This is a genomic window from Pseudomonas sp. FBCC-B1667, from assembly GCF_059133255.1.
Window position 1 is genome coordinate 2,382,452 of record NZ_CP101437.1, and the last position, 12,540, is coordinate 2,394,991.

Annotated in this window: 15 protein-coding genes; 10 read left to right on the plus strand and 5 right to left on the minus strand. The window is 57.4% G+C overall.

The window, feature by feature from the left end:
• Nucleotides 1-49: 49 nt before the first annotated feature.
• A complete protein-coding gene (locus tag NL116_RS10680) occupies nt 50-472 on the plus strand; it encodes an RDD family protein (RefSeq protein WP_494377118.1) in 423 nt (140 codons plus the stop codon).
• 211 nt (nt 473-683) lie between these two features.
• Here the strand turns inward: NL116_RS10680 and NL116_RS10685 are convergent, their stop codons facing one another.
• Entirely contained in the window at nt 684-1,436 is a 753-nt protein-coding gene (locus NL116_RS10685; RefSeq protein WP_494377119.1) for a carbonic anhydrase, read from the minus strand.
• 451 nt (nt 1,437-1,887) lie between these two features.
• On the opposite strand from NL116_RS10685, the gene NL116_RS10690 reads away from it, so the two are divergent.
• On the plus strand, nt 1,888-2,343 hold the full coding sequence (locus NL116_RS10690; protein WP_494377120.1) for a DUF2214 family protein: 456 nt from the start codon (nt 1,888-1,890) through the stop codon (nt 2,341-2,343).
• Nucleotides 2,344-2,531: 188 nt separating this feature from the next.
• On the opposite strand, the gene csrA is transcribed toward NL116_RS10690, so the two are convergent.
• Nucleotides 2,532-2,726 (minus strand): carbon storage regulator CsrA, encoded by a 195-nt coding sequence (gene csrA / locus NL116_RS10695; protein ID WP_007938114.1) that lies wholly within the window; start codon nt 2,724-2,726, stop codon nt 2,532-2,534.
• A gap of 249 nt (nt 2,727-2,975) precedes the next feature.
• On the opposite strand from csrA, the gene NL116_RS10700 reads away from it, so the two are divergent.
• Complete coding sequence (locus tag NL116_RS10700; RefSeq protein ID WP_494377121.1) at nt 2,976-3,341, plus strand: SPOR domain-containing protein; 366 nt, start codon at nt 2,976-2,978, stop codon at nt 3,339-3,341.
• A gap of 65 nt (nt 3,342-3,406) precedes the next feature.
• Here the strand turns inward: NL116_RS10700 and NL116_RS10705 are convergent, their stop codons facing one another.
• The 3 genes from NL116_RS10705 to NL116_RS10715 form a co-directional block, all read right to left on the minus strand.
• Nucleotides 3,407-4,096, minus strand: coding sequence for an endonuclease (locus NL116_RS10705; protein ID WP_494377122.1), 690 nt, complete (start codon nt 4,094-4,096; stop codon nt 3,407-3,409).
• Between the two features lie 4 nt (nt 4,097-4,100).
• On the minus strand, nt 4,101-4,391 hold the full coding sequence (locus NL116_RS10710) for a DUF1654 domain-containing protein (RefSeq protein ID WP_494377123.1): 291 nt from the start codon (nt 4,389-4,391) through the stop codon (nt 4,101-4,103).
• A 170-nt stretch (nt 4,392-4,561) separates the two neighbouring features.
• Nucleotides 4,562-5,650 (minus strand): asparaginase, encoded by a 1,089-nt coding sequence (locus NL116_RS10715; RefSeq protein ID WP_494377124.1) that lies wholly within the window; start codon nt 5,648-5,650, stop codon nt 4,562-4,564.
• Nucleotides 5,651-5,997: 347 nt separating this feature from the next.
• Here NL116_RS10715 and NL116_RS10720 point away from each other — a divergent pair, with 347 nt between their 5' ends.
• The 7 genes from NL116_RS10720 (at nt 5,998) to rbsD (ending at nt 12,536) form a co-directional block, all read left to right on the plus strand.
• Nucleotides 5,998-6,444: a hypothetical protein gene (locus NL116_RS10720; RefSeq protein WP_494377125.1), complete on the plus strand. Its 447-nt coding sequence runs from the start codon at nt 5,998-6,000 to the stop codon at nt 6,442-6,444.
• A gap of 186 nt (nt 6,445-6,630) precedes the next feature.
• Entirely contained in the window at nt 6,631-7,587 is a 957-nt protein-coding gene (locus NL116_RS10725) for a sugar ABC transporter substrate-binding protein (RefSeq protein WP_494377126.1), read from the plus strand.
• Between the two features lie 55 nt (nt 7,588-7,642).
• Nucleotides 7,643-9,196 (plus strand): sugar ABC transporter ATP-binding protein, encoded by a 1,554-nt coding sequence (locus NL116_RS10730; RefSeq protein WP_494377127.1) that lies wholly within the window; start codon nt 7,643-7,645, stop codon nt 9,194-9,196.
• Complete coding sequence (locus NL116_RS10735; RefSeq protein WP_494377128.1) at nt 9,193-10,170, plus strand: ABC transporter permease; 978 nt, start codon at nt 9,193-9,195, stop codon at nt 10,168-10,170. The genes NL116_RS10730 and NL116_RS10735 overlap by 4 nt, the downstream gene beginning before the upstream one ends.
• Nucleotides 10,171-10,173: 3 nt before the next feature.
• On the plus strand, nt 10,174-11,193 hold the full coding sequence (locus NL116_RS10740) for a LacI family DNA-binding transcriptional regulator (RefSeq protein WP_494377129.1): 1,020 nt from the start codon (nt 10,174-10,176) through the stop codon (nt 11,191-11,193).
• 24 nt (nt 11,194-11,217) lie between these two features.
• Nucleotides 11,218-12,135, plus strand: coding sequence for a ribokinase (rbsK, locus tag NL116_RS10745; protein ID WP_494377130.1), 918 nt, complete (start codon nt 11,218-11,220; stop codon nt 12,133-12,135).
• Nucleotides 12,132-12,536: a D-ribose pyranase gene (gene rbsD / locus NL116_RS10750; protein ID WP_494377131.1), complete on the plus strand. Its 405-nt coding sequence runs from the start codon at nt 12,132-12,134 to the stop codon at nt 12,534-12,536. Before rbsK ends, rbsD begins: the two co-directional genes overlap by 4 nt.
• The last annotated feature ends 4 nt before the right edge of the window (nt 12,537-12,540 follow it).

Here is a 12,540-nt window from a genome sequence, read left to right on the forward strand (position 1 = left end):
CTAATCTGGTGCCGATACGCCTGTAACCAACATCAACAGGCGACGACGCATGGAAGTCAGCGACGCTCAAAACGAATATCAAAAGCCAAAAAACCTGGCGGGTCTGGGGCGTCGGTGGGGCGGGCAAATGATTGACTCACTCATCACGTTCTTTCTGTTCCTGTTTTTCGGTCGAATGGGCGACTTCATAGGTCTGCCACCCACCGTGGTCGGCATTTTGGCGCTGGGCGCCGGTGCGGGTTATTACCTGTTTTCCGATGCGATGCCCAAGGGCCAAAGTGTTGGGAAAAAATTGTTGGGCATGTCCGTGATTGATGAGCGCAGCTACCTTAACTGCAATCTTTATCAATCATTTATGCGCAATATCACCACGCCGTTCCTGAGTATTTTTGACTGGATCTTTATATTCTTTGGTTCGCGCAAGCGACTGGGCGATATGCTCGCTTCTACGATCGTGGTTCGATCCAGGTAAGAGGCGGTTCAGTTCTTCTGCGCTGCATTGATTGCTGAAGCACCTGACGGCCTCCGGTCGTGGGTGGGGGCTACTCACGAAGACAGGCAGAACCTGTGATCGAAAGAGCCAAGGCGCTTGCTGACAATATGATGGATCTCAGATGGTAATCAGAGCCCAGCCATTGCGCTGGGCTCTTCTCATCTGGCTATGCCAATGACCGGTGTTTGAATCAGGCGATCAGGTCCACTTTTCCGGTGGCCAGGCGATAAACGCCGCCCACTACTTTCAGCTTGCCTTTGGTGAGGGCGTCAGTCAGCAGGGGGGAAGCATTTTTTAGTCGCTCGACCGAGTCTTTGACATTTTGCGCTACCGCATTAGCGGGAAGGCTCCCTGGCTCCTTAAGCACCATCTCGATAGAGCCCCTGAGTGCGTCAGTCAGTTTTGGGATGTGACCAGGAAAAATGGTGTGATCTTTTACCGCCTTGATACCTGCGTTAATCGCACCGCAGTCTTCATGTCCGAGCACGAGGATCAGTGGTGAGCCGAGCACTGCGACAGCGTATTCAAGGCTGGCCAAACCCTCATCAGTGACGAAATTGCCGGCAATGCGTATGGCGAAAAGATCTCCCCGGGCAGTGTCAAAGGCGTACTCGGGGGCGATACGAGAGTCAGAACAACTGAGCACCGACACGAACGGGTTCTGGCCCATGACCAGGGCTTCTCGTTCAGCCTTGAAGTCATGAGTTTTGGAGGTGCCGGAAACATATCGCTCGTTTCCCTCCATAAGCCTTTGGAGGGCTGCGTCGGGGCTGATTGAGTTTTGCGGTTTTGGTGGTGTCGCCGTGATCTCGGCGGCCTGTAGGAGTTGGCCAGGCAGGGCGCCAGTCAATAGCAGGGCGCTGGCGCCGAGGCCGGCAAACATCAGGAGCTTACGGCGACTAACCGCGGTTTGAGGCGGTTTTGAATCACATGATTCACACATGGCTTGTGTACTCAGGTGAAAGGGGAGCTCGCAGTCAAAAGCGGGTGCTTCTAGAACGCTTCAGCTCTTGTGCGTGGAGTCTAGTTGATCTGTGACGTAATGTTTCAAGTGCTATATAAGGCCTGTTGGTTTCGTTAGCGATGAATTGGGTTGGCCCGCTTTTTGTTCATGGCTAATGAAAAAAGTGTGGATATTTAATGGCTTACGATCTTTATTAACCGACCAATGGTCGAAAATATATTGTTACAAGTGAATTGCTGGGATATTATCGCCCTGCGTTCACCACCACGGTTTATGCATTTTTAAGTCCCAAGCTTCCATCAGCTGCTTGGGATTTTTTTTTGCCTAAAATTTGTCCTGCCCCTTCGAAGACCCGCTCAAGCGCGCAAATCTCGATCTTTTGGGCTACTACTGTCTGGCCAACTCAAACTCGGTCTGATGGGGTGCATCGATGCTGGTTCATTGGTCTCTTGCGGCAATTCACCTGCTGGCTGTTGCGCTGGCGTTCTGGGCCGTTTTGACTCGCGGCACGGCATTCAGGCGCCTGGCAGCCGGGACAGGGGAGGCTCGTCGCGTGCTGATAGCCGATAACCTATGGGGGATTTCTGCAGTCATCCTCCTGATCACCGGTGGGATGCGGGCCTTTGGCGGGTACGAAAAAGGCACCGATTACTACCTTCACCAGCCACTGTTCCACCTCAAGATGACGCTTTTCGTGCTGATCCTGCTGCTTGAAGTTGCCCCCATGATGACGCTGATCAAATGGCGGATTGCACTTAGGCGTGGCACGACGATCGACACCGCGTGGGCAAAACTGTTTGCTCGTTTCAGTCATGTCGAAGGCTTGCTGGTGTTGCTGATGGTTATCGCAGGGACGGGGATGGCGCGCGGGGTAACCTTTGGTTAACCGAGAGCGATCACTTACTTCCTCGGGGTTATTCGGAAACGTCTGACAGCCATGGCATGAGATATGCCGGTAGTATCGGCTTCAAGTTTTGGCGGGAGAGGGGGAGCGAGCCGGCGGGCGTGCGGCGCTCGAATCTTTAGCCAGCCGGTGTCCGGGGCGAACGGGCTGGCTACTGACTGCAACAGGACTCAGGGAGTTTGTGGCTTGTCTGGCGCGGTGAGGCCAGCCTGAATGCGCTGATAAATTTCTTCGCGATGCACTGCAACGTCTTTCGGGGCGTTGATGCCGATCCTGACTTGCTGGCCGCTCACGCCCAGAATGGTGATCGTAATGTCGTCACCAATATTTATGCTTTCACCGACTTTGCGGGTGAGTATCAGCATGGTCTTCTCCTTGATTGCTTGTAGGGCACCTGATTCGAACAGTGCAGAGGTCGGTGGTATGTATAGATTAGTGCGAAGTCTCGCGGTTTGGGTGCCTCTTTCTGACGCGCAGATGGTGCATTAATTCCCAAGGCGTAACTATACAGAGGCCGCAACCATCAATCTCGTTGTTTTGTGCCCATTTTGCGGCACTCGGGAAGTATTCATGAATGTTAAAATCACCGCTTTCGGCATTCAGAGGGAACCGTTGTGCGCAAAATGGTCTTGGTAATCGCTGTATTGGCGCTGGCTGGATGCGGTGAAGGGAAGGGTGTTGATGCACAAAAAACGAAGCCGGCAGTCGTTTCCGCCCCCGCAGCGACTAACGGGCCGCAGTGGGACCTCGAAGTGCGAGGCGAAACACCCCAGGCAGTGAGTGATCTGAGTGGCTGGTTGATTGAACACAGCTTCATCTCCAACGTCATCATGGAAAACGGCAAGACGCGCATTTTGATGGGGCCATTCAGTTCAAAAGCCGAGACCGAGGCCAAGCAGGCAGAAGTGGCTGCAGCGCTGGCGCGGGCCAAGAAACAGAATGTCGAATTGCTGGTGCTTGAGCGTCCTGCGGTCCAGTAACGCAGTGCCTGGAAAAGCAAAAGGCTTCGGCTTTCACACCGAGGCCTTTCTACTTTCCGGCGGCATTAGCCGCAGGCTTTCATGTTCACCGGCCCGACAAACTCGTTACCGCGCCCCATGACGCACGCCACGCTCTGATTTCGCTGACGTTCCCAGGCTTCAACCGGATAGGTTTTGTTCCAGGCTTCGTACAGTTGGCGATCCTGTTTCGACAGGCTCAAGCCGTACTGCTTACTCATGTAGAAATAGGTCCGGGCGATCATGCCGCGAATGGAAGGGCGGGGCATGACCTTCTTGGCCTTGAAGTCGACTTGGGTCAGGCAGGAGCCATATTGACCGGTCTGCACTGGCAGCCAGCCAAAACTGAAGTTATTGCGATCGCCGTTTACCTCGCCAATGCTCGGCACCAGATTGTGCAAATCTGCTTCGGCCTTCTGGAATACTGGATCGTAACGGCTGCAGTTCTTGCGCCCACCGGCCTGCCAGCACTGGCGTTGATGGCCGATCTGCCACGCCGGGACAATGTGCTCCCACTCGATGCGTGAAGCGCGCTTGGCGTTTTTACGCGGCACATAACCACAGGCGGCCAGGTTCACCTTGTTGCCGGTGTATTTGCAGCCGCAATAGAACTCGGTGGATTGCGGTGCATACAGTTTCCAGGCGACTTTTTTGGCTTCACTGAAGGTGCGTGGGGCGCCGGCCTGCGCCCCGAGGGAGATGAATAAAACCAGCCAAGCAAACCAGCGGACACTCATTGACTCAATCTTCCTTTGGCACGACCCAGAAAACCTGCACGCCGCCATCGTCGCGATAGGCGAGGGTGACGTTGTCGTTCTCGTCGATTTCTTCGAGCAACTGCTCCCACTCATCCACTGGTTCGTCCGGCAGGCGGAAGATCAGTGCTGCCTTGGTTCTTTGAGCGGTGGGGGAATTGATTATTTTCTGAACGCGCAGACCCATGCGTGCATAGGTGTCAGGAGCAGCGGAGGGTGTGACCACAGGATTATCCTTATTAAGCTGTACGTGCATACAGTATTTAACTGTAAGCATTTTCGCAACTGCTTAAAATTCAAGAAAATCCTCTGACGGCGGTTTTTACCTTTTGGTGTAGGAAGAGGAGAAAGCTTTCAGGGGGAGTGTTGCTTGAGGCGTGAACCACTCGTCAATGCTGACGAGTGGTCAAGAGCGTGCCCGGCCCGAACGGGGCGGGCGAGGGCGAATCAGTATTCCCAGAACATCCGTTGCAGCTCTTTGCTGTCGTTGGTCTTGGTCAGTGCAACCATGGCCAGGATGCGGGCTTTTTGCGGGTTCAAGTCGTGCGCGACAACCCAGTCGTATTTGTCGTCAGGCTGTTCGGCATTGCGCAGTACGAAGCCGCCTGCGTTAACGTGAGACGAACGAATGATTTGTACGCCGTCCTTGCGCAGGGCTTGCAAGGACGGAACGACGCGCGAGGAAACAGAGCCATTGCCGGTGCCGGCATGGATGATCGCCTTGGCGCCGGACTGCGCCAGTGCCTTGTACGCCGTATCGCTCACATTGCCGTAGGAATAGGCGATTTCTACATCAGGCAGACTCTTGATGGTTTTGATGTCGAATTCCGAGTCCATGGTGTGGCGCTTGGCCGGCAGACGGAACCAGTAGGATTTACCTTCGACCACCATGCCCAGTGGACCCCATGCACTTTTAAACGCCTCGGTCTTGATGTTGATCATCTTGCTGACGTCGCGACCCGACTGGATCTCATCGTTCATGGTCACGAGGACGCCCTTGCCGCGTGCTTCTTTGCTGCTGGCGACGGCGACGGCGTTGTACAGGTTGAGCATGCCGTCAGCCGACATCGCGGTGCCTGGGCGCATGGAGCCGACGACAATGATCGGTTTGTCAGTTTTTTCCACCAGGTTCAGGAAGTAGGCGGTTTCTTCCAGTGTGTCGGTGCCGTGGGTGATCACGATGCCATCGACGTTTTTGTCGTCGGCCAGCTCGGCCACGCGACGGCCCAGCTGAAGCAGGTTGTCATTGGTGATGCTTTCCGAGGCGATCTGCATGACCTGTTCACCACGAACGTTAGCCAGTTGGCTGAGTTCCGGAACGCCGGCGATTAGCTGTTCGATGCCGACTTTTGCCGCTTGATATGTCGCGCTGTTGGCGGCGCTCGCACCGGCGCCGGCGATGGTGCCGCCGGTGGCCAGGATGACTACGTTCGCCAGTTTCTGTTGGGTTTCGACTTCTTTTGCCTGAAGGGCGGCAGGGAGTAGCAGCAGGAGGGCCAAAGCGCCCGGAATAAAAGTGTTGAAGGCAGATTTCATTATTTTCTCTCTAGTAGTCAGACGGTGCTGATGCAAGTTCATCTAGATACGCCCCCGGCAGATCTGAACGCCGGGGGTGTAGGTGAAGAGCAGGATCTGTACCATCTAAGCGTTGGATGAGAAAAACTTTTAAATATTTGATTTATAACAGTAATTATTATGTTTCTGATCGGGGTTAAACATGAATGCGTCCGGGTTTCCGAATAGGTTGAGGGTTCGCGTTCGGCTCTCCGAAAATGCCTACGACGCTTGTAGAAAAGCGCGCCTTGCCAAAACAAGAATCAATGCTAAAGAAACTACCGCGCCGGTCGATGCCCCGTTATGGTTATTTACTTACAGGAGTTCCCATGTCGTTTAATGTCGGTTTTCCAAATGCGGGCGCGGTCACCATCGGCGGCAAGGCCCCGTCTACGATCAATTCCTTGAGCGAAGCGACGGCCGAAACCGCGACCCAGGTTCTGGGGAAGGAAGAGGGCGGCGTCAACCGGGTTCGAACCGGTGGCGGTGCTCAGGATGAAGCCAAGTCCGAGAGCGGCAGCACCCAAAGTGTTGCGGTGCAGGTGCTGCTCAAGCGCATGCAGGAATTACAACAGCAACTGCGTGAGCAACAACAACAATTGGCGGCCGCTCAGGCTGCGTCTTACCCGACCCCGGAAGCCAAGGCCACGGCGGTGATGTCGATCCAGGGGCAAATCGCCGACACCAACGGCGCGCTGTCACAAGTGGCGGGCAATCTGGTGAAAGAACTGGCCAAGGATTCCGGCACAGGTGGTCTGATCAGCACCACGGCGTAACGAGTGGGCGGCTTGTGCCAACGCAGAAACAAAACAGGTCGTTGACAAATAGCAGCAGGGTTCGCATAGTTCGATCTACGCAAACGTTTGCGCGGTAGTGTCGGTCCTCATTCCTTCGACGATGGGAGTCCAGGCATTTCTTCAGCGCAAGCTTGCTCACAATAATCATAAGATCGGAGTGAACCCATGAAGCTGCCATTCGCTGGACGCCTTCTTGCTGTCGCTATGCTGGCTGTCGCATCCGCCGCGCTGCCCGTCTCATCGGCATTCGCCGAATCTCCTGAAAAACCCAAAGTCGCATTGGTCATGAAATCCCTGGCCAATGAATTCTTCCTCACCATGGAAGACGGCGCCAAGGCTTATCAAAAAGACCACTCCGGCGAATTCGACCTGATCTCCAATGGCATCAAGGACGAAACGGACACGGCTGGCCAGACGCGCATCGTCGAGCAAATGATCCTCGCCAAGGTCAATGCCCTGGTCATCGCACCGGCGGATTCCAAAGCCATGGTTCCGGTGATCAAGAAAGCCATCGATGCCGGCATCACCGTGATCAACATCGACAACCAACTCGACCCGACCGTCCTCAAAAGCAAGAACATGACGGTGCCGTTTGTAGGCCCGGACAACCGCAAAGGCGCGCGTCTGGTCGGTGAGTACCTGGCCAAGCAACTGAAGGCCGGTGACGAGGTCGGCATCATCGAGGGCGTGTCCACCACCACCAATGCACAGGCCCGCACCGCGGGTTTCAAAGATGCAATGGAGGCGGCGCAGATCAAGGTCGTTTCGTTGCAGTCCGGTGACTGGGAGATCGACAAAGGCAACAAGGTTGCCGCCTCGATCCTCAGCGAATACCCGGACGTCAAAGCCCTGCTGGCCGGTAACGACAGCATGGCCGTCGGTGCCGTTTCCGCCGTGCGTGCAGCGGGCAAGGCCGGCAAGGTGCAAGTGGTCGGTTACGACAATATCAACGCCATCAAGCCGATGCTCAAGGATGGTCGCGTTCTGGCAACCGCCGATCAGTTTGCAGCCCGACAAGCCGTGTTCGGTATCGAGACTGCGCTGAAAATCATCAAGGGCGAGAAAGTCGACAGCGGCACCAACGGCGTGATCGAAACCCCGGTAGAACTGGTCACCCAGTAAGCCTTCTGGCGACACACTGGTGCTCGTCCGTCCGGGCGGGCACAGGGAGAGTTTTATGTCCGTTTGCGCTCGGAACGCTGTCCTCACGGTCAGTGGTATCGGTAAGACCTACGCCCAGCCGGTGCTGACTGGCATCGACCTGACGCTGATTCGCGGTGAAGTATTGGCGCTGACCGGTGAAAATGGCGCCGGCAAGAGCACGCTGTCGAAGATCATTGGCGGGTTGGTCACGCCGACCACCGGCCAGATGCAATTCCAGGGTGAGGATTACCGTCCCGGCAGCCGGACCCAGGCTGAAGACCTGGGCATCCGCATGGTCATGCAAGAACTCAATCTGTTGCCGACCCTGTCGGTGGCGGAAAACCTGTTTCTCGACAACTTGCCCAGCAACGGCGGCTGGATCAGTCGCAAGCAGTTGCGCAAAGCGGCGATCGAGGCCATGGCCCAGGTTGGCCTCGACGCGATCGACCCGGACACCCTGGTCGGCGACCTTGGCATCGGCCACCAGCAAATGGTCGAGATCGCCCGCAACCTGATCGGCGACTGCCATGTGCTGATCCTCGACGAGCCGACGGCGATGCTGACAGCTCGTGAAGTCGAGATGCTGTTCGAGCAGATCACCCGCCTGCAATCCCGTGGCGTGTCGATCATCTATATCTCCCATCGCCTCGAAGAACTGGCGCGGGTTGCCCAGCGCATTGCGGTGTTGCGCGACGGCAACCTGGTCTGCGTCGAGCCGATGGCCAATTACAATAGCGAGCAACTGGTCACGTTGATGGTCGGTCGTGAACTCGGCGAACATATGGACTTGGGGCCGCGCAAGATTGGCGCTCCGGCGTTGACGGTCAATGGCTTGACCCGCGCAGACAAAGTTCGCGATGTGTCTTTCGAAGTGCGTGCCGGCGAAATCTACGGGATCTCTGGTTTGATCGGGGCAGGGCGCACCGAGTTGCTGCGCTTGATTTTCGGTGCCGACACGCCTGACAGCGGCACGGTCGCGCTCGGGTCTCCGGCTCAGGTGGTGAGTATCCGCTCGCCGGCCGATGCGGTGGGGCACGGCATTGCCCTGATCACGGAAGACCGCAAGGGCGAGGGTTTGCTGCTAACCCAATCGATCAGCGCCAACATTGCCTTGGGCAATATGCCGGTGATTTCCAGTGGTGGATTCGTCAACCATGGCGACGAGATGTCCCTGGCCCAGCGTCAGATCGACGCCATGCGCATCCGCAGTTCGAGCCCGACACAATTGGTCTGCGAACTGTCCGGAGGGAACCAGCAGAAGGTCGTAATCGGTCGCTGGCTGGAGCGCGATTGTTCGGTGATGTTGTTTGACGAGCCCACCCGTGGCATCGATGTCGGCGCCAAATTCGACATTTATGCGTTGCTCGGCGAGCTGACCCGACAGGGCAAGGCGCTGGTGGTGGTGTCCAGTGACCTGCGCGAACTGATGTTGATCTGCGACCGGATCGGCGTGCTGTCGGCGGGGCGCCTGATCGACACGTTCGAGCGCGACAGCTGGACCCAGGATGACTTGCTTGCCGCCGCTTTTGCCGGCTACCAAAAACGTGATGCGTTGCTCAACGAAGCGGCGCCTAGGGACCTTCCATGAAAACTGCATCTTCTGCCGGCAAACATAGTGGCAACTTCTACGGCCTGGGCACCTATCTGGGCCTGGCCGGTGCCCTGCTGGCGATGATTGCGCTGTTCTCGGTATTGAGCAGCCACTTTCTTTCTTACGACACGTTCAGCACCCTGGCCAACCAGATTCCCGATCTGATGGTGCTGGCGGTCGGCATGACCTTCGTGTTGATTATTGGTGGTATCGACCTGTCGGTCGGTTCGGTGTTGGCGCTGGCGGCGTCAACGGTCAGCGTGGCCATTCTCGGCTGGGGCTGGAGCGTCCTGCCCGCCGCGTTGCTGGGCATGGCGGCGGCTGCATTGGCCGGGACCGTCACCGGGTCGATCACCGTGGCCTGGCGGATTCCGTCGTTCATCGTGTCGCTGGGCGTGCTGGAAATGGCCCGCGGTGTGGCGTATCAAATGACCGGGTCGCGCACCGCTTATATCGGTGATGCCTTCGGCTGGTTGTCCAACCCGATTGCGTTCGGCATCTCGCCGTCGTTCATTATTGCCTTGCTGATTATCATCATTGCTCAAGCCGTGCTGACCCGTACGGTGTTCGGCCGCTACCTGATCGGCATTGGCACCAATGAAGAAGCAGTGCGTCTGGCAGGGATCAATCCAAAGCCCTACAAAATCCTGGTGTTCAGCCTGATGGGGCTGCTGGCTGGCATTGCCGCGTTGTTCCAGATTTCCAGGCTTGAGGCCGCGGATCCGAATGCCGGCTCCGGGCTGGAGTTGCAGGTCATCGCCGCTGTCGTCATCGGCGGCACCAGTTTGATGGGGGGCCGTGGTTCGGTGATCAGCACCTTTTTCGGCGTCTTGATCATTTCCGTACTGGCAGCGGGCCTCGCGCAGATCGGCGCAACCGAGCCCACCAAACGCATCATCACTGGCGCGGTGATCGTGGTGGCGGTGGTGCTGGATACTTATCGCAGTCAGCGCGCAAGCCGGCGGACCTGAATCATGGCAACGATCAAGGATGTAGCCGCACTCGCGGGCATTTCCTACACCACCGTGTCCCATGTGGTGAACAAGACGCGGCCGGTCAGTCAGGAGGTGCGGATCAAGGTCGAGGAGGCGATCAAAACCCTGGACTACGTGCCGAGTGCCGTGGCCCGTTCGTTGAAAGCCAAAACCACCGCGACCATCGGCTTGCTGGTGCCCAACAGCCTCAACCCGTACTTCGCTGAACTGGCGCGAGGCATTGAAGATTACTGCGAGCGTAAGGGATATTGCGTCATCCTCTGCAACTCCGACGACAATCCGGACAAGCAGCGCAGCTACCTGCGTGTGTTACTCGAAAAGCGTATCGATGGTTTGATCGTGGCGTCTGCCGGTGGTGATGCGGGGTTGGCGGAGGGTCTTGCCGGTGTGCGCACGCCGATGGTCATCGTCGACCGCGGACTGGAAGGCGTAATTGCCGATCTGGTGCGCATCGATCACGAATACGGCGCGTACCTGGCGACTCGACATTTGCTGGAGCTGGGGCATCGTGACATTGCCATGATCGGCGGTCCGGCAGGTACCAGCGTGGCGCAAATGCGTCTGGCCGGTTATTGCCGTGCCTTGCAAGAGGCGGGCGTCGACGTAAATCGTGAGCGTATGCTGGAAAGCGACTTTACCAGCACCGGCGGTTACAACTCGGCAGCGATTTTGCTGGAGCGCAATCCGCCCAGCGCGATCTTTGCCGGCAACGACATGATCGGCATCGGCGTGCTGCGAGCGGCGGCCGAACGCAATGTGCGCGTACCGAGCGAGCTGTCGGTGATCGGCTTCGACGATATCCAGATGAGCCGTTATGTCTATCCGGCGCTGACCACGGTGGGGCAGTCGATCCTGCAACTCGGTGAGATGGCCGCTGAAGTGCTTTTGCGCCGGATCGCCACGCCGGACATGGCTACCGATCAGCGCATCGTGATCCCCAGCATTGTCCTGCGAGAGTCAACCGCGCCGTTGGCCGGCATGTTTGCCCAGTTTCGCTGAACCAGAATTGATGAGTAGCAATGTATGCCCGCAAAAGTAGTGGTGATAGGCAGTTTGAACATGGACCTGGTAACCCGGGCGCCCAGGCTGCCGCGTGGCGGTGAAACGCTGATCGGCGAGTCGTTTTCCACGGTGTCCGGTGGCAAGGGCGCCAACCAGGCCGTCGCAGCAGCCCGTCTGGGCGCCGAGGTGTCGATGGTCGGTTGTGTGGGCAGCGATGCCTATGGCGCAGAGCTGCGCGGGGCGCTGTTGGCCGAGCATATAGATTGTCAGGCCGTCAGCACTGTCGAGGATTCCAGCGGCGTAGCGTTGATCGTGGTCGATGACAACAGTCAGAACGCCATCGTCATCGTCGCGGGTGCCAATGGATCAATGACGCCGCAAGTCATCGACCGTTTTGACGCCGTATTGCAGGCGGCGGATGTGATTATTTGTCAGCTGGAAGTGCCGGATGCAACGGTTGGGTATGCCCTCAAGCGGGGTCGAGCGCTGGGTAAGACCGTCATTCTCAACCCTGCGCCTGCCAGCCGTCCATTGCCGGCGGACTGGTTTGCCGCCATCGATTACCTGATCCCCAACGAAAGCGAAGCGTCTGCCCTCACGGGGGTGTCGGTGGATTCTTTGAAGACGGCAGAAACTGCCGCAACCCGATTGATCGCCCTGGGCGTGGGTAAAGTGATTATCACCTTGGGTGCCCAGGGCTCGCTGTTCGCCGACGGCTCACGACTGGAGCATTTCCCGGCACCGAAGGTCAAAGCCGTCGATACCACGGCCGCAGGGGACACCTTTGTCGGTGGTTTTGCCGCCGCATTAGCGTCTGGCAGCAGCGAAGCTGATGCGATCCGGTTCGGTCAGGTTGCCGCAGCCTTGTCGGTCACCCGGGCTGGCGCCCAACCCTCGATTCCCACCTTGTCCGATGTACAGGCGTTCAAAGCACCATGAAAAAAACACCGCTGCTCAATATTGCGTTATCGCGGCTGATTGCCTCCCTGGGTCACGGCGACATGGTCGTGATCGGTGATGCCGGTCTGCCGGTGCCGCCAGGTGTCGAACTGATCGATCTGGCACTAACCCAGGGGATTCCGGACTTTGTCAGTACCTTGAAAGTCGTACTGAGCGAAATGCAGGTCGAAAGCCATCTGCTGGCCCGGGAGATCCTCGACAAGCAGCCGCCGGCATTGAGTGTTCTGGACAAATTGAACGCTGAAGGCGTGCTGGGTTCGCGTGAGTTAGTCAGCCATGACCAGTTCAAGGTCCTCAGCCGACAGGCGCGGGCGATTGTTCGTACCGGCGAATGTGCGCCGTACTGCAACGTCGTGCTGGTGTCGGGGGTGACGTTCTAGCGCT